Here is a 24,087-nt window from a genome sequence, read left to right as displayed (position 1 = left end):
TTCTTTGTAGGGAAGTCAGGTCAGAACCGGAACGCAATCAGATCGAGGTACGGATGAAGTCGGCCGCGCAATGCCGACCACAGGCTTTTCCGAAACTCGATCGGGAAGGGCGTCTCTGAATCGTCAAAGGAGCCCTTGACCTCGTTCATCAGCCGCTCGACTTGAGGCAGCGAGCACACCGACAGTGCCACCTTCAGCCGAAACTCCAGGAGCGTGGCGCAGTCCTCCACAGCCAATGGGGACACCACCGAAGCGGGCGGCATCCAAAGCGAGATGCACCCTCGAATGCCAAACCGCAGGTCCAATGTCTCCGTGAAGTCGCTGAATCGCGCCCCATCATCAAGCTCATTGACCTTCGCGAGCAGTTTCTGCAACTCGCTCTGCGAGTTGATTTCGGTAAGCGCGCTGGTGAGAAGTCGCCACTCTGCGGTGCCCCGAAGGTCATCAATCGCAGCGAGAGAAATCGAGTCGTCATATGGCTTCACGCAAGAATCAGCAAACGCGGCCGCTTGGTCACAGAAGTGCTCCGCAACCAATGGCCGAGCTTCCGCAGGAACTAGCACCGATCGATGGCGGTGAGCGAGAAGACTCACTTCGCTCTGCTCCCATGCCACGAAGTAGTCCGGAGTCGCCGTCCAATTGCCCAACAGCAAAGAGGAGAAGTCCGACCGTTTGGCATGCCCGGCTTCTCGGATGATTTTCAGAAGTTCCTTCGCCGTTTTCGTACGGCTATCGTCGCTCAAGAACTTCGCTTGGTGCACAAGCTCCGCATGAGACAGCGCTGCATACATATCGAAGTTCCACAGCGCATTCCCGGCGGGTGCAAGTATATTCAGCGCATAGGAGTCGAACGCGGGCAACAACGTCCACCCCAAGATCAGGTCATCTTGCTGAAACGCACGGACCCCTCCGCGACGCCCGATTTCCGACAGCTGCAATAGCGATACGTCAAGACTGCGCACCATAGAATCAAGGACCCCTTCTTGAACACCATAGCAGCGAGGTTTGTGCACCACTCACGTAGCCCGGCTTTGACGCAGTAAAGGCGTTTCCAATCGTATTTGGAGCCCTACCAGTCGTCCACCAGCCCGCCTGATACAGACCTTCGAGCGCGCGCGATCGCACCTCGCCCCTGATCAGTCTGCGCAATCTTCAGAACCTCCCACATGCGAATTCGACCAAGGGTCTTGTACGCATATTCTTCTGCGGCCTTGATCTTTTCGGAGAATGACGCAACCGCCTTCACGGTCAACCGCATGCGCTATATGTCGATGATGAACTTGGCGCAAGTTTCCCCCATGTTCCCCGGGAAAAAATAGATGTGCCCCTGTGCCGGGTCTCTCCCGGCCATTCTTTCATGCTCTTCCAAATACAGGTGTACGAGCAAATGGGCGAAGGATTTGAATCTCACCATAAGTCCGCCGTGATGGAGGAACATGATTTCGTTCTCACCGTCGACAGTCTTCTCTTCCTGAATAAGCAAATAGAACGCGCCACCCCCTTCATGACCTAGGACGAGCATATTCGGGAGGTATCGTCCACGCATCGGAGGCTGGCTTTTGTCGTACTTATAGTATCGCGCGTCGGGCTCGTCGATATCTCCGAACGCCAACTGCCAATTGCCGAATTGATCCGGGTAGGCATCCTTAAATAGACGGAGAGCCGTTGGGTCGGCAAATCGCTCCGCAGACACCGTCCGCTCATACAGGCTGCGAACCCCCGGGTGTTTGGATGCAAAGAAATGACGCGCCGAAAGCGGCAAACGCGGATCGACGCTAGTGAGATTCGGAGCTTTGAGTGGCCCAGCGGTCCTTTTGCCCAGGTGTGCGTCCACCTCCTTGCTCCAGCACTCCAGAAAGTTACGCATGCCCTCCAGAGCCCCTCTATATCCAGACGCCTGCTGGGAAAGTTTCATTCCATCACCCGTGAGTTGATCCCTGAGTACAGTCGCGGGCGGAGACGGCTCACACCCACCCATTAGAACGAACGCAACCACCCAGATTACTTTGCGCATAGACCGACCGTGGGCGCTCCAACAAGCGGCACAACGAAGAACTGATCGCCAGGATCGACTTTGCCTTCCAGCTTGCATCGCGTATAAAAGCCGCTGAGAAGTGCACCAGGAAGTTGATTGTCGGGCGAAGACAGCAGACGGTAGTTCACCGGATTATTTTCGCCCCCCTGGGAGGTTGCTGCGTAAGGGTACTCGTCACAATCTAGGACGTCGGCGCGAGAGCCCATGCATCCAGCTCTGCGCAACCAACTTCTGCTGTGCGGGGGTTCCTTTCGGTTTAACGAAAACGGGTACCCCGTACTGATCGAATCCGCAACCAATTGACGATGGTGCGGAGTCAAGTCGCCCACGATGAAGACATGGAAGCCAGGATTGCAATTCCGATCAACTGCGCCACCGCGTACGCAACGAGAAGCAATTTGACCGAGAGGGTTGATGGGAGCACGAAGATGTACGCAGTTCAGGTCGGCTGCGGTAGGGTGTGGTTTATCGAGCGCTTACTCATGGAACTGAGATTCGGAGCCCAAGCTCACCGAGGTACTTCATGTGACCGGTCGACGGAGCAATCGCCCTTGATTGAACATCACCGCTCAACTTGGCAAGAAATGGATCATCCTTCTTGGCGCCAACCATGGGAGCCTTAAGCACTTCGCGCGCCTCATCAAATCGGCCCAAATAGTTCAGGTAGCCAATCTTGGTCTGCAGAAGGTACACACTCTCCCGACGTCTAAGGTACGGCGAATCCTCAACGTATCGAAATTCCTCAGACGGGCTTTCTCCACCCATCAGGTAATCGGCAAGCCTCACCATGGCCTCCCCATCCATCAGAACCGCCAGCCAGTTGCGGATCCAATTCACTATGGTCTGATGATCAGGCCCGGACCCAGAAAGAAAGAAATAGAGCTCCTCCTGAGTGTGATCCGGCACTTGCCACAGCTTGCCATCCGCTCTCAAACATGTCGTGTTGAGCGGCACTATTCCCACGGCAGATTCGACGGAAGGATAGAAGATCATCAGCTCGATGAGGTAACTTCCCTTTGGATCAGAGCAACGATCGAAACGAACTTCTTGCGAGAATGGTCTGCCTTGCGCCATACCCATGTAGTGGCCATCGCCATACACGAATCCATCTGCAAGTAACGCTTGGTGTATCAGGATTGGAGCCTTCATAGCATCAGTCCAGGACATGTATCACTGACAGCAAGAGGTCGTCAGTTTTGCCGCCACTCGCCTCTGTTGCCCACTTCTGTAGCATCGTCGTTTCCGATGCAGTTGGCTTCTTGAGGAACACCATCGTCAGCGGTTGATTGACGTTGCCAGATATTTTGACGAACTCTTGGAACTGCGCCTTGTTCACGGCGCCCATGGACGTCTTGACTTCGACCCACCCACCAGCCTTGGTCAAATAGTCAGGGATGAAGCAATTCTTCCTGACGGGACTTACTTGACCGCCGCTAAAGCACTTTTTGTTCTTCGTTAGGCCCGTCCACACGTCTGCGACATTCTTCTCAAAGTCGCGGCCCACCTTTAACTTGTCCAGCCAGTTCCCTTTCAGGTTCGACATCACCCCTTTGATGCTTTTGATCGCAGGAAGAATGTTCTTGGGGTTAACGGAGGTCGGAATACCGGTGGCGTACTCGAACGCAAACTGCAACGAGAACTTGGCGAGTGTTGTCAGACCGGCTTTGGTTGTCACCAACGGAATGGCGACGTTCACACAGTGAACGTGGATCCCTCTGCCTCCCCTCAAACGGATCCGCGCTGATGAACCGCCCGATCTGCGGGTCGTACCAGCGCGCGCGCAGGTACAGCAACTGGCTGTCCTGATCCCAGTACTCCCCCGCAAACAGATGGCTTTGCTGCCAGCCGCCGGCGGGGGCGCCGGTTGTCCAATGCCAGGCGGTGATCTGACGGGTCTGGGTCTGGCCGGCCGGGCCAGAACGCTATGCCTGTGATAGCGCAAAGCGACCTTCTTACGCAGTTTAGGAGGTTGAATTCGGCTGGGGCTGCTTGCGGGGACGGTGGGATGGCACAAGCTAACCCGCCATAGGTGGGAAGGGGGAGATTTCTCTTTGAAGAACGGCACAGGTCCTATGTTTTATCGAGTGGCACCACCTTGACGTGGTTCCACCAATCTTCCGGCAACTGTGGTTCCTGGCGAGGTACTTTCTTGGCCTTGCGTGACGCAAGCCACGTCAGATTTCCTTGAAGCCTTCTTACCCTCTGCTGGTCCACTCGCAGTTCAGCGATCACTTCCCCATATTCATCTTCGTAAACAAACTCGTGATCGTGAACTTCCAAGTCAAGATCGATTTGACCCGGCTCGTGATCCCATTCCGTGAGCACAGCGTAGGCACCGTTCGATAGGCGAAGGAAGATAGAGCGGTAACGCTCGTCCGGAGCACCCCTGGTCGGCTTGGAACTAAACGCCTTAGGCCTGGCCTTCAACGTTACGGCAATTGCATCGAAGTCAGCCGTGATCCAGGCAACGGTGCTGATGTTCCCTCGCGCAGTTGGTTTCGGCAAAGCGGCATAGGCTATGGGCGTCATGTTCTGACCTACTTTTTGCAGGGGACCGTCTTACTGTACTGATGATTTTTCGCAAAGCTGTCCGCTATCGGCGTTGACCAGCATGCCGCCCTGGACCATGACCAATACCCGTCGGTGGCTTGCAGCGTCGCGCCCGCGTTCATGCGCCCGGCGATGGCGCCACCTGTGGGCGCGCTGACCAAAAAGCAGAGGCGAACGTGCAATCAGCGATACAGCCTGAGGATCCTGTCCGACCGCGTACTTGGCAGCCTTGTTGATTTGCGGCGTGATCGAAAGAATGGACCCATCGGAAACGATGAAGCTATATCCATCGGCGGTGCAACGCGGAAGGCTTCCTTCTGGAAAGAGAGTGACCTCAACGCGGATTGAGCGTCACGCTGGTGTAGATCGACTCGCCGTTGTCCAAGCATTCGACAGAGAAGGAGCTCGTGTGCCTCAAAGGCACCCATGCAGCCATCATTCCTATGGTGCGCTCGCCACGAAACACAATTACGTGGGCGTTGGCAGATCGCCCATCAAGAGAAGTCGTCACCTGTGAAACGACCTTCACGTCCACCTCGTACGTCGCCTTGAAGTCCACGGTGAGCTCGCGAGACTCCCTTTGTCGATCTAGCACCACATCCCCGAAGTCGATTGCGTGCTTAAGCCTGGGATTCTTTGATTGATCCTCATCGGCCCGGCAGATCGTGACGTCCAGAATGGCTGTTGATTTCATGGCATTGCCCTGCTAAGGGTTCATCAAATTCGGCCCGATCGGGAACACGTCCACATCTATCAGGGCCCCCGCGGGACAGTAACGCACATATTGCTGCGTTCCGTGGACTGGACTTAATTCCTCACCATCGATAGCCGCGAACCAGGATACCGCCCTGCCCAGATTGCCACCGTAAAACCGATCGGCCAGGCCGCGCCGTGTCACTGACGTCGTCCACGGAGGAATGTCGGTTGCATAGGCGCCCGCGGGGAACGTAATGCCGCCGCCCAACCGCCCACGATACATGGGTGAGCACATCATCTTCTGGCTGCCCATGATCGCCGCCGCCCGCGGTGCGTCGGTGTAATGGAACAGCAGCGCTCCACGCCTGCGACGCGATTTCTCCAGCACCTGCGTCATCAGCGTTGCACGGGCATTTTTCTTCGCCTGCTCCATCTGCGCCGAGGGAATCGAGGCAATCGCCAGCGTGCCCACCGTCAGCACCAGCTTGCGCAGGAACGAGCCCATGAGCATCTTCGCAGCCGCCGCACCGGCCGCACCCATGCCCAGCGACGCGCTCGTTCCGATGGACAGCGACATCGCGGTTTCCGCGCCGCTGGGGTCCGTACCATGCACCGGATCCCCATGCGCATACCCATAACGGTTCAAGCTCCTCGGATCCCTCTGCCTCCCCTCGAACGGATCCGCGCTGATGAACCGCCCGATCTGCGGGTCGTACCAGCGCGCGCAGGTACAGCAACTGGCTGTCCTGATCCCAGTACTCCCCCGCAAACAGATGGCTTTGTTGCCAGCCGCCGGCGGGGGCGCTGGTGGGGGTGGCGGTGGCGCCGGTTGTCCAGTGCCAGGCGGTGATCTGGCTGGACAGGGTCTGGCCGGCTGGTCCAGAACGCTATGTCCGTGATAGCGCAAAGCGACCTTTTTACGCTGGGTATGGGCTGTTTTGGCCTTGAATCAGGCAAAAGAGCGGCTTGGGGATGGTTGTGCGGCGATTGAACTGCCCCGCATGATCCGGTGTTGCGAGTGATCAGAACCCTCAAAGACCAGGGCGTGCATCGGCACCGCTTCGAGGCACTGCAGCATGCCAGCCAAGTGATCGCCGACTGGATTGGCTATTACAACCACCGGCGTCCACATCAGGCGCTGAACATGAGGACCCCGGCTGAGGCTTATGCCTTGGCAGCCTGACCTGTGTAGAAACTGCTGGGTCAATAGATCGTTGCCGTGTAGTCTGCTCCCATGCAGGAACGGAGCGCACCGACGACCGTCCACCGCATGGTTGCCGGTGTCCATGCGCTGGTGCGGATGGACACGGCTGTGGGGGTCATTTCGCGAAGATTCGAGGGAATATGGTCAGGAGGCTGACCGGGAGACGGGATGGGAACTTGGGGATTTCAGCCTAAACGTCCACGGACAGACCGGAATCGGGGCTTGAATTCACTCGGTTCCTGCCGCGTGGACGCTTGGACAGGACAACTAAACAGCAATAGAGAAATTGAAGTCTGGAGTTGACCCTATTCCGTGGACACATCATTCTTTGTGTTCAAGGAGTCGCAAATGTCCAAAGTCCGACCGCCGTACCCGGCGGAATTTCGCCAGCAGATGGTCGAGCTCGTTCGAGCCGGCCGCTCACCCGCGCAGCTCTCGCGTGAGTTCGGCGTCACCGCCCAGTCCATCACCAACTGGGTTGGCCAAGCCGCTATCGACGACGGCAAGCCCTTGCCTGGAAAGGAAGGTCTGACCACCGCCGAACGTGAAGAGCTGGTGCGCTTACGCCGGCAATTGCGCCAGGTCCAGATGGAGCGCGACATATTGGCAAAGGCTACGGCCTGGTTTGCCGGTCGCAGCGATGCGACTTCAACGAAGCCTTCGGACTCGTGATGGCGAACCAGGCCGACCTCCCTGTGCGCACCATGTGCCGCGTCCTGGGCGTGTCAGCCAGCGGCTTCTATGCCTGGCGAGACCGTGCCCCGTCCCAGAGCAGCATCGCTAACGCGGTCATGACCGAGCGCATCCGCCAGATTCACCAGAACTCCTATGAGTCCTACGGCATGCCGCGCGTGAGAGCGGAGCTCATCGAGCAAGGCGTGTGCATCAGCCGCCAGCGTGTGGCCCGCCTCATGCGCGAAGCCGGTATCCACGGCGTCAGCAAGCGCCGAGGCTTCACTGTCACCACCCGTCGCGATAAGCGTCAGCCACCGGCCAGCGACCTGGTCAACCGGCGTTTCCACGCCACAGGTCCGAACCAGCTGTGGGTGGCGGACATGACCTACGTGCCGACCTGGATGGGCTTCCTCTATCTGGCTGTGGTCATCGATGTCTGGAGCCGGCGCGTGGTGGGCTGGGCCATGGGAGAGCGCATGACGAGCGACCTGGTGCTGACAGCCTTGAACATGGCGTTGGAGCAACGCAAACCCAAGGGTGTCATTCACCATTCGGACCAGGGCAGCCAGTACACCAGCGTGGCCTTTGGCGAACGATGCCGGCAGATGCAGGTGCGGCCCTCTATGGGAACGGTGGGTGATGCCTACGACAACGCTATGTCCGAGAGCTTCTTCGCCAGCCTGGAAGGCGAGCTCATGGAGCGCAGCACCTTCCAGAGCAAGGCTCAGGCCCGCATGGCGGTCTTCACCTGGATTGAAGGCTGGTACAACCCCCGGCGCCGCCACAGCGGCCTGGGCTATCTTTCACCGCTGAACTTTGAAAGGAGCAAGCTGGCCCTGTTTGATGTTGTCGATGATGCCAACGTGCATGAGCAGACAATGTCTGAAACGGTTTGAGAATCAAACCACTACCCGTCCACCGAAGTGGGTCAACTCCAACTCCAACTCCACCCTCACACTGCGAGCCTTTCTATAGATTTCGCTAACAAGATTGGGTACTTGCGTTCGATCGTGAGCGCCACCCGCGCGACGCGATCGTAAAGTTCTGCCGGGACAACTGGTTTTGACACTGGAGGGGCGCCCTCCTCGACAATTTGGCTAGCACTTTGCATCCACCTTTCGGTCTCCGCGCCAAGCGAATCGATCAAGCCTTCATAGAACCAGGGCAGTGGGAACTTTTCGAGAAATGAAACACGCAAGTCATACACCGCTTCCCACGCCACTTTCGCTTTATCCGTGATTTGGGAGCTTGGCATCATGTTCAGACGTAGCAAATTCGGAAAGGTCTGATGCATATGAAGCGCCTGCACTACGTCCGCTTCCGACCAGCGACTCAGTACATCGCTCAGGACGCGAGTGGACTTCTTGGCATCGCTCAGTACTCGATCTGGAGTTGTCGTCATCGGCGTTGGGGTAAGGCCGAGAGAAAGATCACTATTGACTGCGGCAATAACGGGAGAGATGCCCTCCTCGAACCGCCGAAATACGTACGGTGCAAGCACCCGCTCCCAATCAAGTAGGTAGTCGCGCAAGCCGTCGGCACAACCTGCTTTCAGCGGCAACACGTACTGTTCTACTTCCACCAAGTCATTCCAACCCTGGAACTTCGATCCAAAACCGGAGACCGCTTCGACGTTCAGTCCTGACAGAATGGGCAAAGTGGTCACCGACCATTTGTTTTGGCGAGCGAAGGCCTTCACCCTGCTGACCATCGCCGCATCAAAGAACGAGCGATACCATGCACTGAGTTTTTGCCAGCGGGCGCTTGAGCGATACCTCGGCACAAAAAACAGGTAGTGATTCCTGGGTGCCACATACCAACTGATCTGAAACCCCAGTTCATGGAGTTCCAGCGTTACCAGTCTCGCGCCAGAGTCGCTTTGATGATTGGACAAGAGAGGGCCAAAAAGCTCTTGGGCCTGCCGGAGCGTGATAGCGCCAGTTGTTACTTCTTGCAATTTTTACTCCAGGATGTATTGGATTTATGCCGAGCGTATAGGGGCCCGTACTCCCCAAGAGCCTGCCGAATCGTCACACCGTGCCCGTGGTCAATGAACCCGGTGCCTTCATAGAACCCGTACAGCATTCCGACAATAGCAAGTCTCGTCGTCGGGTTCCGAGCAGCGTACCGCATATAGGTCTTGTTGCTCTGATTTCTGAATCTTCCACGATTCAGCGACAGATGAATGGCTTTGCCCAACACCTCAACTGAGAGTGCAGTCGCATCCAGTAACATGTGAATAACGTCGTGGTCCGCCCTGTCCAACTGGACCTTTGGAAACTGATTGTCCGCCCCACACATGTAGACAGGAATGGAGTGGTGCAAGGGTGGCTTCGGGCCAATGGGTAGGCCGGCAAAGCCGCTCATGCTTGGGCCACCGGCAGACATAAGCGCGCTAGGGTCCAACGCCCTAATTGTCATGGCCATTATGGAATCCCAAATAGTCGGCTTTTCACTTGCGTTGTCATCTTCACGGTCCATGTCAGGAGCGATGAGCGAGTTGACAAAGTCGTACGCGTTGTAAGCCCGCATCGACAACGTGGCCACCGTATTGAGCCCGGCACCAATTTCTCCCAAGCTCATCATTCCGCTCGGATCAGTCCTTTGAACGGGGTCGCTACTCGCATAGACATACCGATTGAGCGACTTCGGATCCCTCTGCCTCCCCTCAAACGGATCCGCGCTGATGAACCGCCCGATCTGCGGGTCGTACCAGCGCGCGCGCAGGTACAGCAGCTGCGCATCCTGATCCCAGTATTCCCCCGCAAACAGGTGGCTTTGCTGCCAGCCACCGACGGGGGCGTTGGTGAATCCTCCCGGATTGCTGTGGCTGCCCGGGATGCGCAGCTGCCCGAACGCGTCGGTGGCCACCGCCTCCTGCACTTGCCCGGCCGCATCCACCGCCCCCAGGCTGGTGCCCAGGTGCCCGGCCAGGGGTAGCAGATCGGCCTGGATGACCGGTCCCGGACTCTGACCGGTGGCCGCATCGATGCGAACCTGGCGCACCAGGCTGTCGCCGGTGGGGGTGGCGGTGGCGCCGGTTGCCCCGTGCCAGGCGGTGATCTGGCGGGACAGGGTCTGGCCGGCTGGGCCAGAACGCTATGCCCGCGATAGCGCAAAGCGACCTATTTGCCCTGGGTAGGGGCTGTTTTTGCCTTGAATCAGGCGAAAAGAGCGGCTTGGGGTTGATTCCAATCCAAATCTGGGCCATGAGGAGTATTCATCCGGCGGTGACAGCGCCACCGCCCAAGCGCTCTATCGGGCTTGTGACGCAGGAGGGCGAGCCCAGCAAGGCCGGGACCACCAAGACAAAGGCCGCTGGCAAGAAGGAGTAGCACGCCAGGTGTCGGCCAAAAAGGAAGAAGCCACCGGAACCCCACAGTTTTAGCGGCTGGCAGGGGTTGCAGGTGGCTTTTTTGCTTGAGAGAGCAAGAAGAGAATCGGGCGCCATCCCTCGTGCGATATGCCCATGCAGCTATTGAATTTGCACTGAAGCCGAGATTCAACTTGCTCCCTCAACAATGCCAATCACCTTGCCCTCGGCCACTACGCGTTCTGGAATGACAGTCAAGGTGAGATCGCGGTCAGTTGGGAAGAATTCGTGGATCGACTTTCCGTAGTGCTCCTCGATCGAATTGCGCATGGTGAGCTTTATCAGCACTTCGTAAGGAACTCCAAGGGCCATCACACCTCCGCCGGGTCCGATTCGCTCAAAGTGACAAGATGTCCGCTGTTCACCAACTAGATTCATCAGCGGACGATACGAGTAGGCAATGTCATCCAAGAGACCACCCCGGAGCGAAGGTTCGAAGAAGGTCAACGTAGCCCTGAGATAGGTTTTGGAAGGCATTGCTGATTGACCGCCATTTCTATCAATCCCTTTGCCGGAAGCAAACGACCGAGTCGAAGTCACCAGCGCGAGCACTTTGCGCTTTCACCCAAAAGTAGAGCATGCCAACGTCTGGACACTGGCGGTGCGCGCCCGTGTCGAGTTGGAGTAAAAGGCGCCACGCCGCTGCTGTTTCAGGAGGATTGGTCGTCAACTCGCAGGCAATATTTTGCATGTCGTCGCTTTGCAAGACATAGGGGAATCCGCCAAGTTGATGTTTGTGCCGTCGGCCAAAAGGGGTTTCGCACATACGCTGCCAAACATCGGCAGGGGGGGTCGGTGACTCTGGCGCGAGAATGCCCAATCGCTCAACGCTGGGTACGCTGGTTATCTTGGTAGCCTTTAGTGCGATGGGCGCATCTGGGGCAACGCCGTGGTGAAGGGCGCGCGGCAAATCTGCAACGTACAGCACCGCCCACCGCGAGCGATCCGTTGGATCATGACCCAGAACTTCGGACTCGAAATCGAAAAAAAACAGAAGAGCACCCTTCGCTGGCAGCCAGTCAACCTTATGCGCCTTATGCATCTCCGCAAGTGATAGACGAATTACAAAATCCAATGGACGTCCGTTGCGCTGAGGCCATGGAGTGGTCTTCGGCAGCCCAGGCGTTCCGCCTAGGTGCGATCGCGCTGGTTCCCGGCTGTGTTGCAGCTGCAACGCGGGCACACCATACTGTTTGGCCAGCGCCAAAAACTGAGGGTCGATCTGCTTCTCATAGTTTGAATATCGACTGCTCGCGCCACGCGTCGCATCGAATTTCGCACTTGCAGCAGTCGACGCCTGTGGTTGTTGCCCGTTGAACCAAGCCGCCGCGCCTGGTGGCAATCGCCTGGCATGCTCGATGAACTCAGCAATGTCATCGTGCGTGATCCAGATATGACTATTGACTTCGATGCCAAGGGCACTTGCAACGGCTGACAGATCGGCGAAGCTGACCATAGATCTGCCGTGCCGGTTCGGTGCTGCCGCGACGCACAGGTCAAGCTTGTTGGGGTTGTCTACCCGTTGATTCGCATATGCGTACCTGCCATTGCTCAGACTGAACCATATCGTGCGTTCGTTTGAATTCGAATCGGCAGACCACTCCTCAACAATGCTGCCAGCAAGTCCATTGGGGGCAGACAACAGGTTGTACGCATATCTCGCCACACATGTGTAGTCTGCGACTGGGACCTCCTTTTCCCCGCAAGGCACTGCAATGACTTGCCTGATTTGAAGCGCTGGATGAGACATAACGGTTAGCGGCTGCATTTTTGCCATGTGTGATTTGCGGTTGCGAACTGCATGCCTTCCCGCATAAGTACCGCACCCATGTTCTGACCAGTTTTTTCACCGGCACCTGTGCCGATCCAGCCGCCTGTAGAGTAAAACACTCACAAACCAGCGACGATAGCCTCACGGCCATAAGGGCTCTTGGCGGTCTTTATGAGCGGGGGCAAATCGGACTTACTGCGTCGCCGCTTACCAAGCACGTCATATGCTTTACCGGCAATGTTGATTGACAAATTCAGCGCCAAAAGACTCGCGTGCAAATGATCATGATCTTGGCCTGAGACCCAAACCTTCTCTTGAACTTTTCCCCCACACATGTAAATCGGAATGACATGGTGGCGTTCAGGCATTTTTATGGCAGACAAAACGAGGTGCATCGCAGCAGAACCAGTGTCAACCACCGTCTCTGGCCCAACGCCAGCTATCGCTTTAAAGAGTATGGCGAAGAGCATCTCATACAGACTCGGTGGTCCATCTAGCGTTTCATCTCCACCGAAGATGCGGTCTTCCACGTATCCCAGTATCTGCTGTTGAGCGAGGCTCGTCAGGGAGCCCTGTATATTCAAACCGGTTCCAATTTCTCCCAAGCTCATCTCCCCGCTTGGATCAGTCCTTTGAACCGGATCGCTACTCGCATAGAGGTAGCGATTCAGTGACCGCGGATCCCTCTGCCTCCCCTCAAACGGATCCGCACTGATGAACCGCCCCGAGGCGGGTGCCCAGGTGCCGGGCCAGGGGCAGCAGATCGGTCTGGAGACCGGACTCTGGCCCTGACCATGACTCCGCCCGATGGGTCAAATCGCTACGCTTGCGATAGCGCAAAGCGACCTTTTTGCGTTGGGTATTGATGGTTTTGGTCTTGAATCGGGCGAAAAAGCGCCTCGCCGGTCTGCTCGCACGTCTGGCGGCCACCGCAGGCGACGCGGCCGCCCAGCAGGCACCGCTGACACTGGCGGTGGACGAATTCCGGCGCTTTGAATCGTCCAACCAGCTCGGCAACCGCCGGGCGCTGCGCCCCACGCAGGTAGGTGGTGTGGACCTGCCCGAAGGCGCGCTGGTGACGCTGTGCGTCGGCACGGCCCGCGCATCGAGGCCAGGCAACGCGTTCGACGGACCCCGAAACGGGTTGCGCCGCAGAAATCAGATGTTTTCGGCCGTTACCCAGCGTAAAAAGGTCTTTGTTCGCTCTCTTTTCGGGAGCTATTCAGCAGAAGTTCCGAAAGCGTCATGCCGGCCGGCAGCGCCCGAGCGCGCAACGGCGCGAGGGTGGCCGTATCGGCGAGCAGCAAGGCGGTGACCAGGGGCTGGGCCGGCGTGCGCGGCAAGTCCACCAGCAGCACTTCGCCCCCGGAGTCCAGCGTTCCGACCAGCCCGAGCTGGATCAGCGTGTCCATGACCGGCTCCAGTTGCAGCGGGTCCACCTTCAGGGTTTCGGCAAGGTCCTTGGTCGCCAGCGCCGGCGCGCCAGGATGCTCGCGGGCCTGCTGCAGCAGGGCCAGCGCCTCCAGCGCCAGCTCCAGCCGCCAGCCCGGGGTGTCGCCGCGCCGCGCAACGCCCGCCAGCAGGCTGGGCAGGTATGCCGCAATGACGGCACCGAACAGCAGCACCATCCAGACCAGATAGATCCACAGCAGCAGGATGGGGATGGTTGCAAACGCGCCGTAAATCGCGGAAAAGCCCGGCATGACCCGCAAATAGGTCGCCAGACCGGTCTTGGCCAGTTCGAGCCCCAGCGCGACAAACACCCCGCCGGCCAACGCATGGCTCCAGCGGACGCGGGTGTTGGGCACAAAGCGGTACAGCGCGGCCACACCGCCCACGGCAATCAGCAACTCAAGCAGATCAAGGCCCATGCCCATGGCGGTGGGCAGCTTGCCCACCAGGCCACGGGAGGCCGACACCGCGTAGGACGCGATCGCCAGTGTTGCCGCCAGCAGCAGCGGCCCCAGGGAAAGAACCGCCCAGACCATCAGCACCCGCTGCGCCAGCGGCCGGCGCCGGCGCACGCGCCAGATGGCGTTCAGCGTGCGGTCTATCGTCAGCACCAGCGATACCGCCGTCGCCAGCAGAAAGGCAAAGCCGAGCGCCCCGACCCGGCTGGCCTTGGCGGAGAACTGCGTCAGGTAGCCCATGACCTGGCGGGCAATGGATTCGGGAAACAGGCTGTCGGCCAGCCATTGCTGCATGACGCCCTGCAACTTGCCGAACGCCGGAAAAGCGGAGAACACGGCCAGCAGCACGGTGAACAGCGGCACCAGCGCCAGCACCGTGGTAAACGTCAGGCTGCTGGCGTTGAGCGCCAGGCGGTCTTCGCGAAAACGGTCGCGCAACGTGCGGGCGGTGTGCAGCCAGGGGAAGTGCTGCAAGGTCTTCAACAGATCCAGCGGGGCGAAAGGGCGCATGGTCGCTATGATGCCAGCCCGATGACACGCAACCCCGTCGAACTCAGCCGCCGTCTGGCCGTAGCGTCCTTGCTGGCGCTGATTGCGCTGTGCCTGGCGTGGGAACTGTGGCTGGCGCCGCTGCGTCCCGGCGGATCCTGGCTGGCCCTGAAGGTGCTGCCCTTGTGCATTCCCCTGGCCGGCCTGCTGAAGAACCGCATGTACACCTACCGCTGGCTGAGCCTGCTGGTGTGGCTCTACGTCACCGAAGGCCTGGTGCGCGCCACCAGCGAGCACGGGCCGGGTGCCTGGCTGGCCGCAGCCGAAGTGCTGCTGTGTGTGGTGTTGTTTGTGGCGTGCACCGCCCATATCCGCCTGCGGCTGCGCCAGGCAAAAGCCACCGGCGCGGACAGCGCCACAGCATGAATCCGACGACCGACCCGCCGCGTCAGCCCCTGCTGGATGTGCTGCGCGCCGCCGTGGGCGAGCGGCATGTGCTGGCCGAAGGCGACCTGAGCGCCTACACCCAGGACTGGCGCAAGCGCGTGCGCGGCCGGGCGCTGGCCGTGGTGCGCCCCGGCAATACCGCCGAGGTGGCGGCCGTGGTGAAAGCCTGCGCGGCAGCCGGCATCAGCATCGTGCCGCAGGGCGGCAACACCGGGCTGGCCGTGGGCTCCGTGCCCGATGACAGCGGCACGCAGGTGGTGCTGAGTCTGACCCGCATGACGGCCGTGCGCGCGATTGACGCGGCCAACCTGACCATCACCGTCGAAGCCGGCTGCGTGCTGCAGAACCTGCAGGAAGCGGCCGAGGCAGCCGGTTTCCTGTTTCCGCTGAGCCTGGCGGCCGAGGGCAGTTGCACCATCGGCGGCAACCTGGGCACCAATGCCGGGGGCACCCAGGTGGTGCGCTACGGCAATACCCGCGACCTGTGCCTGGGGCTGGAGGTGGTGACGGCGCAGGGCGACATCTGGGATGGCCTGTCGGGCCTGCGCAAGGACAACACCGGTTACGACCTTCGCGACCTGATGATCGGCAGCGAAGGCACGCTGGGCATCATCACCGCCGCGACGATGAAGCTCTACCCGCTGCCCAAGGTCCGACTCACCGCGTGGGCTGCCGTGCCCTCGCTCCAGGCCGCGGTGGCGCTGCTGGGTCTGGCGCACCACCACCTCGGCCCCGGCCTGACCGGCTTCGAGGTCATGGGCCGGTTCGCGCTGAGCCTGGTGGAACGGCACTTACCGCAGCTCACCGTGCCGCTGATGGACGCAAGCATGGCAGCACCCTATTTTGTGCTGCTCGAAAACTCGGATCACGAATCGGAACAGCACGCCCGCGCCCTGTTCGAGCACCTGCTGGAGACAGCCATGGAGCAGGAACGGGTCAGCGACGCGGTGGTGGCCGAGAGCCTGAACCAGGCGCGCCAGCTGTGGCACATCCGCGAGAGCATTCCGCTGGCGCAGGCCGAGGAAGGCCTGAACATCAAACACGACATTTCCGTGCCGGTGTCGCGCATTCCGGCTTTTGTGGCGGAGACCGACGCGCTGCTGGCACGCGAAATTGCCGGCGTGCGACTGGTGAATTTCGGCCATCTGGGCGACGGCAACCTGCACTACAACGTGCAGGCGCCGGCGGGCGAAGACCCTGCCGCCTTCCTGGCGCGCGAGGAAGAGCGCGTCAACACCCTGGTGTACGGCGCCGTGGCGCGATTTGGCGGCTCGATTTCGGCGGAGCACGGTGTCGGCAGCCTCAAGGCGGCGACGCTGGCGCACTACAAATCGCCCGTGGCACTGGCGCTGATGCGCGCGATCAAACAGGCGCTGGACCCCCGCAATACCCTCAATCCGGGGCGCGTTCTGCTGCGTTGAGGCGCCGAGGCGTCGGGGCGCAACGTCCCGCCGGCCTGTGGCAGCCATCCCTGACGCAGGTCAACCCCGTCCCGCGCGGGTTGATCACAATGACTCGCATCTGCTGCACGCGGGAGTGATGCCATGGGATTTTTCAGCCGATTTTTCAAGACCGACAAGCTCGACCAGGCCGATCCGGCACTTTCGCGCCTGCCTGACGACGCCGCCAGCGAAATCGGTCTGGACGCCAGCACTGCGGCGGCGGTGTTGTCCGAGATTGATATCGACACCGCCATCGCCGCCCACGAAAACTGGAAGCTGCGCCTGCAGAACGTGCTGGACGGCAATTCCGCCGAAGACCTCCGACCCGAACTGGTCTGCCGGGACGACCGCTGCGACCTGGGCAAGTGGCTGCACGGTCCGGGCGGCCAGCGGCTGGGACATTACCCCGCCTTCACCGTGCTGGTCGCGCGGCACAAATACTTTCATGTGCAGGCGTCGAACGTGCTGGCCCTCGCCCAGGGCGGCGAAGCCGACAAGGCGGCCCAGGCCCTGGGCAGCGGTTACCGGCATGCCTCCAACCAGGTGGTGCTGATGCTCAAGGAGCTCAAACGCGGACTGGGACGCTGACGCGGTCGGGCCAGGCCGATAAAATCGCGGGTTTTGCGGCCGCGCAGCGCGCCGTCTCACTTCACGGACCTGCCCGGCATGAGCCTCTCCCCCCACCGCCCCGTCCGCTCCCAATACGAAGACTTCCTGCGCCATGTGGACACCCATGGCGTGTTCAAGGCCGACCGCACCGGCACCGGCACCCGAAGCGTGTTCGGCTACCAGATGCGCTTCGACCTGAACGAGGGCTTTCCGCTGGTGACCACCAAGAAGGTCTACCTGCGCGCCATCATCGTGGAGCTGCTGTGGTTCCTGCGCGGCGGCTCCAACGTGAAGTGGCTGCAGGAACGCGGCTGCACCATCTGGGACGAGTGGGCGCGCCCCGATGGCGACCTGGGCCCGGTCTACGGCGTGCAGTGGCGCAGCTGGCCCAAGCCCGACGGCGGCCACATCGACCAGATCGCCGACGTCATCCGCACGCTCAAGACCAACCCCGACTCGCGCCGCATCATCGTGAGCGCCTGGAACGTGGCCGAACTCGACCAGATGGCGCTGATGCCCTGCCACGCGTTCTTCCAGTTCTACGTGGCGCCGGCCACCGAGCCCGGCGGCCGCGGCCGCCTGAGCTGCCAGCTCTACCAGCGCAGCGCCGACATCTTCCTGGGCGTGCCCTTCAACATCGCCAGCTATGCGCTGCTGACGCACATGGTGGCGCAGCAGTGTGACCTGGACGTGGGCGACTTCATCTGGACCGGCGGCGATTGCCACATCTACAGCAACCATGCCGAGCAGGTGGCGCTGCAGCTCGCGCGCGCGCCCCTGCCCTACCCCACGCTGCACCTCAAACGCCGGCCCGAATCGATCTTCGACTACGAATACGAGGATTTCGAGGTGCTCGGCTATCAGAGCCACCCGGCCATCAAGGCCCCGGTGGCCATTTGATGGCCCCCACGCTCCCTCACTGCGTGTGGTCGCTGTACGTGCCTCAGCCAGAGGCAACGGCCCTTCATGCCGTCCGGATGTGCGCAGGCACATCCGGAGCCGCGGCACTCAGCCCCGCGGGGGCTGGCCTTGCTTGGGGCGGCCCGGCGCGGCGGCCGTTGCGCCCCCGGTGATTTCCCGCCGGCAATTCTGGGCGCTGGTGGCGCTTACGCTGATGTGGGGCGTCAACTGGCCAATGATGAAGCTCTCGCTGCGCGAGATCACGCCGATGTACTTCCGCGCGCTCACCATGACGGGCGGTGCGCTGTGGCTGTACGCGTTCTACCGCGCCCGCGGCATCCGCATGACGCCGCAGGGCCCCGAATGGCGCGCCGTGGCGCTGCTGGGTCTGCCCAACATGCTGGGCTGGCACGTGATGTCGATCTTCGGCGTGAAGGAGCTGGCCTCGGGCCGTGCCGCCATCCTGGGCTTCACGATGCCGATCTGGACGGTGCTGATCGGCGTGGGCCTGCTCGGCGAGCGGCTCACCCGCCGCGTTGCCTTCGCCGCCGTGGCCGTCGCGGTGGCCATTGCCTTGCTGGTGTCCGACGAGCTGCGCGCGCTGGCCGGGCGGCCGGTCGGCGTGCTCTGGATGGGCGGCGCCGCGGTGTGCTGGGCCATCGGAACGCTGATGATGCGGCGCATGAAACACACGCTGCCGGTGGAGGCACTCACCGTCTGGATGATGTTCTGCGCGGCCGCCTGCATCTGGGTCATCGCCGCCGTCACCGAGCCGCTGCCCGCGATGCGGTTCACGCCGGTCATGTGGGCCAGCCTGGCCTACGGCGTGCTGATCAACTACGGATTCGCCCAGATCATCTGGTTCGGCCTGGCGCGCAACCTGCCGCCCGCCACCAGCGCGATGAGCGTCATGGCGGTACCGATGATCGGCACCCTGAGCGCGCCGCTGATCGTGGGCGAATGGCCACGCTGGCAGGACGGCGTGGCGATGGTCTGCGTGATGGCCGCCATCGCCGCGGTGCTGCTGCCCCCGCGCGGCGGCACGCCCCCGGCACAGCGGCCACAATCCTGACATGCACACCGACACCCCCCGCCTGCACCTGATCTTTGCCCGCGCGTCCAATGGCGTGATCGGCCGCGACGGCCGCCTGCCCTGGCACCTGCCCGAAGACCTGGCCCATTTCAAGCGCACCACGCTGGGCTGCCCGGTCATCATGGGCCGCAAGACCTGGGACTCGCTGCCGCCGAAATTCCGCCCCCTGCCGGGCCGCGCCAACATCGTCATCACCCGCCAGGCCGGCTGGCAGGCGCCGCGAGCGGTGCGCGCCGGCTCAGTCGCCGAGGCCGTGGCCGCCTGCGCCGGCGCCGCCGATGCCTGGGTCATCGGTGGCGCCGAGATCTACGCCCAGGCGCTGCCGCTGGCCGACACGGCGGTGGTCACCGAAATCGACAGCCCGTTTGCCGGTGACGCGCTGGCCCCGACTCTGGGCACCGAATGGACACCGCAGGCTGAACCGTGGCAGACCGCCGCCAACCATCTGCGATACCGGTTTGTGACCTGGCGCCGCCACCGGGTCGGTGCCGTCTGACGGTGCAGCCCCCGGCCGCGCGGCCGAGGGGGCAACAAAACGATCCCTTTTTTCATAGCATCAAAGCACGTTTTTACGCTGGGTACCGGCCAAATATTAAGGAAAACCCGTGAAAATCGCCACCTGGAACGTCAACTCCCTGACCGCGCGCCATCAGCATGTGCTGGACTGGCTGGCCATCGCCGCACCCGACCTGCTGTGCCTGCAGGAACTGAAGCTGACCGACGACAAGTTTCCGTTTGATGCGCTGGCGGCGGCCGGCTACCAGGCGGCGGCGTTTGGCCAGAAAACCTACAACGGCGTCGCCTTGCTGGCCCGCCAGGAATTGCGGGATGTGGTGCGCAACATTCCCGGCTTTGCCGACGAGCAGTCCCGCATCATTGCCGCGACGGTGGACACACCGGGCGGGCCGCTGCGGGTGGTCAACGGCTATTTTGTCAACGGCCAGGAGCCGGGCAGCGAGAAGTTCGCCTACAAAATGGCCTGGCTGGACGCGCTGCACCGCTGGCTGGCCGACGAACTGGCCCGACATCCGCGTCTGGTGCTGGCCGGGGACTTCAATATCGCGCCCGAAGATCGCGACAGCCATGACCCCGACGGCCTGCGCGAGACCATTCACCACACCACCGAAGAGCGCGAACATTTCCGCCGGCTGCTGGCACTGGGGCTGGTGGACACGTTCCGCCTGTTCGAGCAGGCGCCGCGGAGTTTCAGCTGGTGGGATTACCGCATGCTGGGGTTTCAGAAAAACCGCGGTTTGCGCATCGACCACATCCTGGTCAGCACCGCCCTGCAACCGGCGGTGCGCGCCTGCACCATCGACCGGGCGCCGCGCAAATGGACCAAACCCAGTGACCACACCCCGGTGGTGCTGACGCTGGAGGGCTGAGCCATGCGACACCCCGAAGACAACCTGGAAGACAGCAATCCGTCCCGCGCCTGGGGCCTGCGCGAGCTGGCAGCACTGCCCCGGCGGACCGTGCTGCAGGCATCGGTCGGCGCTGCCATGATGTCGCTGTTCGGCGCGGCAGCCAGCGGCTGCGCCGGCACGGGCCCCGCCCGGGGAGCGCGGATGCGGCCGGGCTTTGCGGCAATTGGCGTCGACAGGGCGGACCGGCTGGTGGTTCCCCCCGGCTACACCGCAACCCCTTTTGCGGCTTGGGGCGAGCCGATTGGCGTGGCGGGCGCCCCGATGCCACCGTGGCGCCACGACGCGTCCGCCAGCGCCGCCGACCAGGCGCTGCAGGTGGGCATGCACCATGACGGTCTGCATTACTTTCCGCTCGACGGCAGTCGCCGCGGCCTGCTGGTGATGAACCATGAGTACGTCGATGACGGCCTGCTGTTTCCCGACGGCCTGGCGACCTGGACCGCCGAGAAGGTGCGCAAGAGTCAGGCGGCCCATGGCATCAGTGTCATCGAAATTGCGCAGGACAACCAAGGCCAGTGGCAGATGGTTCGGCCGTCCCGCTATGCCCGGCGCATTACTGCCGCGACACACTGCGCCGTAGGCGGCCCGGCGGCGGGCCACCGCCTGATGCAGACCGCCGGCGATCCGTCGGGGCGCCTGGTCGCGGGCACGCTGAACAATTGCGCCGCCGGTCAGACCCCCTGGGGCACCTACCTCAGTGGCGAAGAGAATTTCCGCTTCTATTTCTCCGGCGGCGACCAGCCCGACGCCCATCAGCGCCGCTGGGGCATGGTGCGCACCGCGTTTTTCGGCTGGCCCGCCTTCGATGAACGATTCGACGCCACGAAGCATCCGAACGAGTTCAACCGCTTCGGCTGGGTGGTGGAGCTTGATCCGGCGGATCCCGCCAGCACCCCGGTCAAGCGCACGGCGCTCGGACGGGCGGCCCACGAAGGCGCCTGGGTGGCCGTGACCCAAGACGGCCGCGCCGTGGTCTACAGCGGCGAAGATGCCCGCAATGAATACATCTACAAGTTCGTCAGCCGCGACCGGATCCGGCCGGCGGGCCATGGCCTGACCGCCGCCCAGGCCAATCGCGAGCTGCTGGATCACGGCACGCTGTATGTGGCGCGTTTCGATGCGGACGGCACCGGCCACTGGCTGCCGTTGGTGCAAGGTCAGGGGCCACTGACGGCGGCCAACGGCTTCGCCGACCAGGGTGAAGTCGTGATCAAGGCACGGCAAGCCAGCGATGCACTGGGCGCAACCCCGATGGACCGCCCTGAATGGCTGGCCATCGACCCGCTACGGGGTACGGTTTTCTGCACCCTGACCAATCATGCCGAGCGGGGCCGGCCGGGCCAGCCACCGACCGATGCGGCCAACCCCCGCCAGGGCAACACCCATGGTCACATCATTCGCTGGGACGAAGGCGAGGCGGGTCGGGGCGACTTTGATGCCACCCGCTTCCGCTGGAGCCATCTGGTGTTGGCCGGTGACCCGGTTCAGGCGCGGCCCGAGGCCCGGGGCACCATCCAGGGCGACCTGTTCGCGTGTCCCGACGGTCTGGCCTTCGGACCGGGGGGCCTGTTGTGGATTCAGACCGACATGCATGCGAGCCAGATGGGTCTGGGGGAATTTGCCAACCTGGGCAACAACCAGATGCTGGCCTGTGACCTGACCACCGGCGAAATGCGGCGCTTTCTCACCGGCCCCCGGCATTGTGAAATCACCGGCGCGGCCTGGACACCGGACGGCCGCACGATGTTCATCAATGTGCAGCACCCGGGGGAGACGCCGAGCGATCGCAGCGACCCGGCACAACCGGCCCGCTTCTCGAACTGGCCGGACTACCAGCCGGGCGGGCGACCCCGCTCGGCCACGGTGGTGATTCGCAAAAACGACGGCGGCGTGATCGGCACCTGAGCGCCCGCGCGGAGTCGCCGGTGTGGCCGGGCTACTCCAGACCCAATTCGTGAATCTTGCGGGTGATGGTGTTGCGCCCGATGCCCAGGCGGTTGGCGGCTTCGATGCGCCGTCCGCGGGTATTGGCCAGGGCGGTCTGGATCAGGCGCGACTCGAAACGCCGCGTCAAGGCATCCCACACGTCATTGCGCCCGGCATCCAGCAACGCACGCGCATCTGCCTCCAGCCCGGCCTCCCAGGCGGATTCGGGCGCCAACGGGGTGTCGTGCCCGGCAGACCCTGCCACGGGGCTCTCGCCCGGTCCGCCGAACGAGGCATCGGAACGTGGGGCCACGGCAGTCGCCGCGTTGGCTGTGGCGGGTGCGGGAACTGGCGAGGGCGATTCAACGCCATCGGCGCCCAGAACCTCCGGCGGCAGGTCCTTGGCTTCGATCATCTGGGCTGGCGCCATGACAGTCAGCCAGTGGCAGATGTTCTCCAGCTGGCGGACGTTTCCCGGAAAGGCGAAGGCAGCCAGCGCTGTCAGGGCTTCGTCGGCAATACGCTTGGGTTCGACACCGAGCTGGCGCCCGCTTTGCTGCAGGAAATGCCGGGCCAGCATGGGAATGTCCTCACGACGCTCGCGCAGCGCCGGCAGACGCAGGCGGATCACGTTCAGGCGGTGGAACAGGTCCTCGCGAAACCCCCCCTCCTTCACGCGCTGCTCCAGGTTCTGGTGGGTCGCCGCGATCACGCGCACATTGGCCTTGACCGCGCTGTGTCCGCCGACACGGTAGAAATGTCCGTCACTCAGAACTCGCAGCAGGCGGGTCTGAAGATCAAAAGGCATGTCACCGATTTCATCCAGAAACAGGGTTCCGCCGTCGGCCTGCTCGAATCGCCCGCGCCGCATGGTCTGTGCACCGGTGAAGGCACCGCGTTCGTGGCCGAACAATTCGGACTCGAGCAGATCTTTGGGGATGGCTGCGGTATTGATGGCCACAAACGGGCCGTTGGCGCGCGGCGAGTGCTTGTGCAGCGCTCTTGCCACGAGCTCTTTGCCCGAGCCCGACTCCCCGGTGATCAGGACCGTCACATTGCTCTGGCTGAGCCTGCCAATCGCGCGAAACACGTCCTGCATGGCCGGTGCCTGCCCCAGCATTTCGGGTGTGGCCGTCATGCGCTCTTCAGCGACTTCTTCACGCAGGCTTTCGTCGACGGCGCGGCGGATCAGCTCGACCGCCTTGGGCAGATCGAACGGCTTGGGCAGGTATTCGAAGGCGCCCCCCTGAAAGGCCGAAACGGCGCTGTCCAGATCGGAAAAGGCCGTCATGATGATGACGGGCAGGCCAGGATACCGGTCTTTGACTTTGGTCAGCAAGTCCAGGCCCGAACCCCCGGGCATCCGGATGTCGCTGACAAGTACCTGTGGCCCCTCTTCGCCGGACCCGGCCTCCAGCGCCTGCAACACATCGCGCGCATTGGAGAAACTGCGGGTCGGGAGGTTTTCCCGCGACAGCGCTTTTTCCAGCACGAAGCGGATGGATTGGTCATCGTCAACGATCCAGATCGGCTTCATGGT

The 24,087-nt window shown here is 61.9% G+C and carries 27 protein-coding genes and 2 pseudogenes; 10 read left to right on the top strand and 19 right to left on the bottom strand.

Going from position 1 to position 24,087, the window contains the following annotated elements:
* Positions 1-20: 20 nt before the first annotated feature.
* The 11 genes and pseudogenes from AC2EBU_RS13255 to AC2EBU_RS13205 all read right to left on the bottom strand — a co-directional run.
* Positions 21-965: a hypothetical protein gene (locus AC2EBU_RS13255; RefSeq protein ID WP_484610899.1), complete on the bottom strand. Its 945-nt coding sequence runs from the start codon at positions 963-965 to the stop codon at positions 21-23.
* Between the two features lie 104 nt (positions 966-1,069).
* Entirely contained in the window at positions 1,070-1,258 is a 189-nt protein-coding gene (locus AC2EBU_RS13250) for a hypothetical protein (RefSeq protein ID WP_484610898.1), read from the bottom strand.
* 3 nt (positions 1,259-1,261) lie between these two features.
* On the bottom strand, positions 1,262-1,915 hold the full coding sequence (locus tag AC2EBU_RS13245; RefSeq protein WP_484610897.1) for a hypothetical protein: 654 nt from the start codon (positions 1,913-1,915) through the stop codon (positions 1,262-1,264).
* An 86-nt stretch (positions 1,916-2,001) separates the two neighbouring features.
* On the bottom strand, positions 2,002-2,241 hold the full coding sequence (locus tag AC2EBU_RS13240) for a NucA/NucB deoxyribonuclease domain-containing protein (RefSeq protein WP_484610896.1): 240 nt from the start codon (positions 2,239-2,241) through the stop codon (positions 2,002-2,004).
* 274 nt (positions 2,242-2,515) lie between these two features.
* Entirely contained in the window at positions 2,516-3,184 is a 669-nt protein-coding gene (locus AC2EBU_RS13235) for a hypothetical protein (RefSeq protein WP_484610895.1), read from the bottom strand.
* A 4-nt stretch (positions 3,185-3,188) separates the two neighbouring features.
* Positions 3,189-3,731 carry a hypothetical protein gene (locus AC2EBU_RS13230; RefSeq protein WP_484610894.1) on the bottom strand — a complete coding sequence of 181 codons (543 nt, stop codon included), beginning with the start codon at positions 3,729-3,731 and terminating at the stop codon, positions 3,189-3,191.
* Positions 3,622-3,921 carry an RHS repeat-associated core domain-containing protein gene (locus tag AC2EBU_RS13225; RefSeq protein WP_484610923.1) on the bottom strand — a complete coding sequence of 100 codons (300 nt, stop codon included), beginning with the start codon at positions 3,919-3,921 and terminating at the stop codon, positions 3,622-3,624. Before AC2EBU_RS13225 ends, AC2EBU_RS13230 begins: the two co-directional genes overlap by 110 nt.
* 184 nt (positions 3,922-4,105) lie before the next feature.
* Complete coding sequence (locus AC2EBU_RS13220; RefSeq protein WP_484610893.1) at positions 4,106-4,564, bottom strand: hypothetical protein; 459 nt, start codon at positions 4,562-4,564, stop codon at positions 4,106-4,108.
* A gap of 355 nt (positions 4,565-4,919) precedes the next feature.
* Positions 4,920-5,279: a hypothetical protein gene (locus tag AC2EBU_RS13215; protein ID WP_484610892.1), complete on the bottom strand. Its 360-nt coding sequence runs from the start codon at positions 5,277-5,279 to the stop codon at positions 4,920-4,922.
* 12 nt (positions 5,280-5,291) lie between these two features.
* A complete protein-coding gene (locus tag AC2EBU_RS13210; RefSeq protein WP_484610926.1) occupies positions 5,292-5,858 on the bottom strand; it encodes a hypothetical protein in 567 nt (188 codons plus the stop codon).
* 24 nt (positions 5,859-5,882) lie between these two features.
* Positions 5,883-6,050: pseudogene (locus tag AC2EBU_RS13205) on the bottom strand (RHS repeat-associated core domain-containing protein); the annotation flags it as partial.
* Between the two features lie 249 nt (positions 6,051-6,299).
* Here AC2EBU_RS13205 and AC2EBU_RS13200 point away from each other — a divergent pair.
* Together AC2EBU_RS13200 and AC2EBU_RS13195 are read left to right on the top strand one after the other, a co-directional pair.
* Positions 6,300-6,464, top strand: a complete 165-nt coding sequence (locus tag AC2EBU_RS13200) for an integrase core domain-containing protein (protein WP_484610891.1) — start codon at positions 6,300-6,302, stop codon at positions 6,462-6,464.
* Positions 6,465-6,833: 369 nt separating this feature from the next.
* Positions 6,834-8,056, top strand: a protein-coding gene (locus AC2EBU_RS13195; protein ID WP_484610890.1) for an IS3 family transposase whose coding sequence is annotated in 2 segments (ribosomal slippage) — positions 6,834-7,092 and positions 7,092-8,056 — 1,224 coding nt in all. Because the reading frame shifts where the segments join, the coding sequence is not laid out codon by codon here.
* Positions 8,057-8,112: 56 nt separating this feature from the next.
* Here AC2EBU_RS13195 and AC2EBU_RS13190 read toward each other — a convergent pair.
* The 7 genes and pseudogenes from AC2EBU_RS13190 to AC2EBU_RS13160 all read right to left on the bottom strand — a co-directional run bounded on the left by AC2EBU_RS13190 (position 8,113) and on the right by AC2EBU_RS13160 (position 14,724).
* Positions 8,113-9,117, bottom strand: coding sequence for a hypothetical protein (locus AC2EBU_RS13190; RefSeq protein ID WP_484610889.1), 1,005 nt, complete (start codon positions 9,115-9,117; stop codon positions 8,113-8,115).
* Positions 9,105-10,166, bottom strand: a complete 1,062-nt coding sequence (locus AC2EBU_RS13185) for an RHS repeat domain-containing protein (protein WP_484610888.1) — start codon at positions 10,164-10,166, stop codon at positions 9,105-9,107. Before AC2EBU_RS13185 ends, AC2EBU_RS13190 begins: the two co-directional genes overlap by 13 nt.
* A gap of 496 nt (positions 10,167-10,662) precedes the next feature.
* The gene (locus AC2EBU_RS13180) at positions 10,663-10,944 is read right to left on the bottom strand and encodes a hypothetical protein (protein WP_484610887.1); all 282 of its coding nucleotides are present in this window, start codon (positions 10,942-10,944) and stop codon (positions 10,663-10,665) included.
* 88 nt (positions 10,945-11,032) lie between these two features.
* Positions 11,033-12,175: a DUF1963 domain-containing protein gene (locus tag AC2EBU_RS13175; protein WP_484610886.1), complete on the bottom strand. Its 1,143-nt coding sequence runs from the start codon at positions 12,173-12,175 to the stop codon at positions 11,033-11,035.
* A gap of 248 nt (positions 12,176-12,423) precedes the next feature.
* Positions 12,424-12,834, bottom strand: coding sequence for a hypothetical protein (locus AC2EBU_RS13170; RefSeq protein ID WP_484610885.1), 411 nt, complete (start codon positions 12,832-12,834; stop codon positions 12,424-12,426).
* A gap of 96 nt (positions 12,835-12,930) precedes the next feature.
* Positions 12,931-13,068, bottom strand: a pseudogene (locus AC2EBU_RS13165) (RHS repeat-associated core domain-containing protein); the annotation flags it as partial.
* 411 nt (positions 13,069-13,479) lie between these two features.
* The gene (locus tag AC2EBU_RS13160; protein ID WP_484610884.1) at positions 13,480-14,724 is read right to left on the bottom strand and encodes a YihY family inner membrane protein; all 1,245 of its coding nucleotides are present in this window, start codon (positions 14,722-14,724) and stop codon (positions 13,480-13,482) included.
* A 21-nt stretch (positions 14,725-14,745) separates the two neighbouring features.
* Between AC2EBU_RS13160 and AC2EBU_RS13155 the strand changes: the two genes are divergently transcribed.
* From AC2EBU_RS13155 to AC2EBU_RS13120, 8 genes are all read left to right on the top strand, one after another.
* Positions 14,746-15,129 carry a DUF2069 domain-containing protein gene (locus AC2EBU_RS13155; RefSeq protein ID WP_484610883.1) on the top strand — a complete coding sequence of 128 codons (384 nt, stop codon included), beginning with the start codon at positions 14,746-14,748 and terminating at the stop codon, positions 15,127-15,129.
* Positions 15,126-16,571, top strand: a complete 1,446-nt coding sequence (locus AC2EBU_RS13150) for an FAD-binding oxidoreductase (RefSeq protein ID WP_484610882.1) — start codon at positions 15,126-15,128, stop codon at positions 16,569-16,571. The genes AC2EBU_RS13155 and AC2EBU_RS13150 overlap by 4 nt, the downstream gene beginning before the upstream one ends.
* Positions 16,572-16,694: 123 nt before the next feature.
* Positions 16,695-17,180: a CZB domain-containing protein gene (locus AC2EBU_RS13145; protein WP_484610881.1), complete on the top strand. Its 486-nt coding sequence runs from the start codon at positions 16,695-16,697 to the stop codon at positions 17,178-17,180.
* A gap of 78 nt (positions 17,181-17,258) precedes the next feature.
* On the top strand, positions 17,259-18,101 hold the full coding sequence (locus tag AC2EBU_RS13140) for a thymidylate synthase (RefSeq protein ID WP_484610880.1): 843 nt from the start codon (positions 17,259-17,261) through the stop codon (positions 18,099-18,101).
* A gap of 199 nt (positions 18,102-18,300) precedes the next feature.
* Positions 18,301-19,173: a DMT family transporter gene (locus AC2EBU_RS13135; RefSeq protein ID WP_484610879.1), complete on the top strand. Its 873-nt coding sequence runs from the start codon at positions 18,301-18,303 to the stop codon at positions 19,171-19,173.
* Position 19,174: 1 nt separating this feature from the next.
* A complete protein-coding gene (locus AC2EBU_RS13130) occupies positions 19,175-19,690 on the top strand; it encodes a dihydrofolate reductase (RefSeq protein ID WP_484610878.1) in 516 nt (171 codons plus the stop codon).
* A gap of 109 nt (positions 19,691-19,799) precedes the next feature.
* Positions 19,800-20,579, top strand: a complete 780-nt coding sequence (xth, locus tag AC2EBU_RS13125) for an exodeoxyribonuclease III (protein WP_484610877.1) — start codon at positions 19,800-19,802, stop codon at positions 20,577-20,579.
* Positions 20,580-20,582: 3 nt separating this feature from the next.
* Positions 20,583-22,526: a PhoX family protein gene (locus tag AC2EBU_RS13120; RefSeq protein ID WP_484610876.1), complete on the top strand. Its 1,944-nt coding sequence runs from the start codon at positions 20,583-20,585 to the stop codon at positions 22,524-22,526.
* 31 nt (positions 22,527-22,557) lie between these two features.
* Here AC2EBU_RS13120 and ntrC read toward each other — a convergent pair whose 3' ends face one another.
* Complete coding sequence (ntrC, locus tag AC2EBU_RS13115) at positions 22,558-24,084, bottom strand: nitrogen regulation protein NR(I) (RefSeq protein WP_484610875.1); 1,527 nt, start codon at positions 24,082-24,084, stop codon at positions 22,558-22,560.
* Positions 24,085-24,087 lie beyond the last annotated feature (3 nt).

It is taken from the genome of Curvibacter sp. T50 (assembly GCF_057219955.1).
Note: the sequence above shows the minus strand (reverse complement) of the source record. Positions and strands in the feature narration are given on the sequence as shown.

Coding starts and splice junctions, on each gene's coding strand:
- AC2EBU_RS13255 (WP_484610899.1), bottom strand. CDS start 965: ATGGTGCGCAGTCTTGACGTATCGCTATTGCAGCTGTCGGAAATCGGG.
- AC2EBU_RS13250 (WP_484610898.1), bottom strand. CDS start 1,258: ATGCGGTTGACCGTGAAGGCGGTTGCGTCATTCTCCGAAAAGATCAAG.
- AC2EBU_RS13245 (WP_484610897.1), bottom strand. CDS start 1,915: ATGAAACTTTCCCAGCAGGCGTCTGGATATAGAGGGGCTCTGGAGGGC.
- AC2EBU_RS13240 (WP_484610896.1), bottom strand. CDS start 2,241: ATGGGCTCTCGCGCCGACGTCCTAGATTGTGACGAGTACCCTTACGCA.
- AC2EBU_RS13235 (WP_484610895.1), bottom strand. CDS start 3,184: ATGAAGGCTCCAATCCTGATACACCAAGCGTTACTTGCAGATGGATTC.
- AC2EBU_RS13220 (WP_484610893.1), bottom strand. CDS start 4,564: ATGACGCCCATAGCCTATGCCGCTTTGCCGAAACCAACTGCGCGAGGG.
- AC2EBU_RS13215 (WP_484610892.1), bottom strand. CDS start 5,279: ATGAAATCAACAGCCATTCTGGACGTCACGATCTGCCGGGCCGATGAG.
- AC2EBU_RS13210 (WP_484610926.1), bottom strand. CDS start 5,858: ATGTCGCTGTCCATCGGAACGAGCGCGTCGCTGGGCATGGGTGCGGCC.
- AC2EBU_RS13160 (WP_484610884.1), bottom strand. CDS start 14,724: ATGCGCCCTTTCGCCCCGCTGGATCTGTTGAAGACCTTGCAGCACTTC.
- AC2EBU_RS13155 (WP_484610883.1), top strand. CDS start 14,746: ATGACACGCAACCCCGTCGAACTCAGCCGCCGTCTGGCCGTAGCGTCC.
- AC2EBU_RS13150 (WP_484610882.1), top strand. CDS start 15,126: ATGAATCCGACGACCGACCCGCCGCGTCAGCCCCTGCTGGATGTGCTG.
- AC2EBU_RS13145 (WP_484610881.1), top strand. CDS start 16,695: ATGGGATTTTTCAGCCGATTTTTCAAGACCGACAAGCTCGACCAGGCC.
- AC2EBU_RS13140 (WP_484610880.1), top strand. CDS start 17,259: ATGAGCCTCTCCCCCCACCGCCCCGTCCGCTCCCAATACGAAGACTTC.
- AC2EBU_RS13130 (WP_484610878.1), top strand. CDS start 19,175: ATGCACACCGACACCCCCCGCCTGCACCTGATCTTTGCCCGCGCGTCC.
- AC2EBU_RS13120 (WP_484610876.1), top strand. CDS start 20,583: ATGCGACACCCCGAAGACAACCTGGAAGACAGCAATCCGTCCCGCGCC.
- ntrC (WP_484610875.1), bottom strand. CDS start 24,084: ATGAAGCCGATCTGGATCGTTGACGATGACCAATCCATCCGCTTCGTG.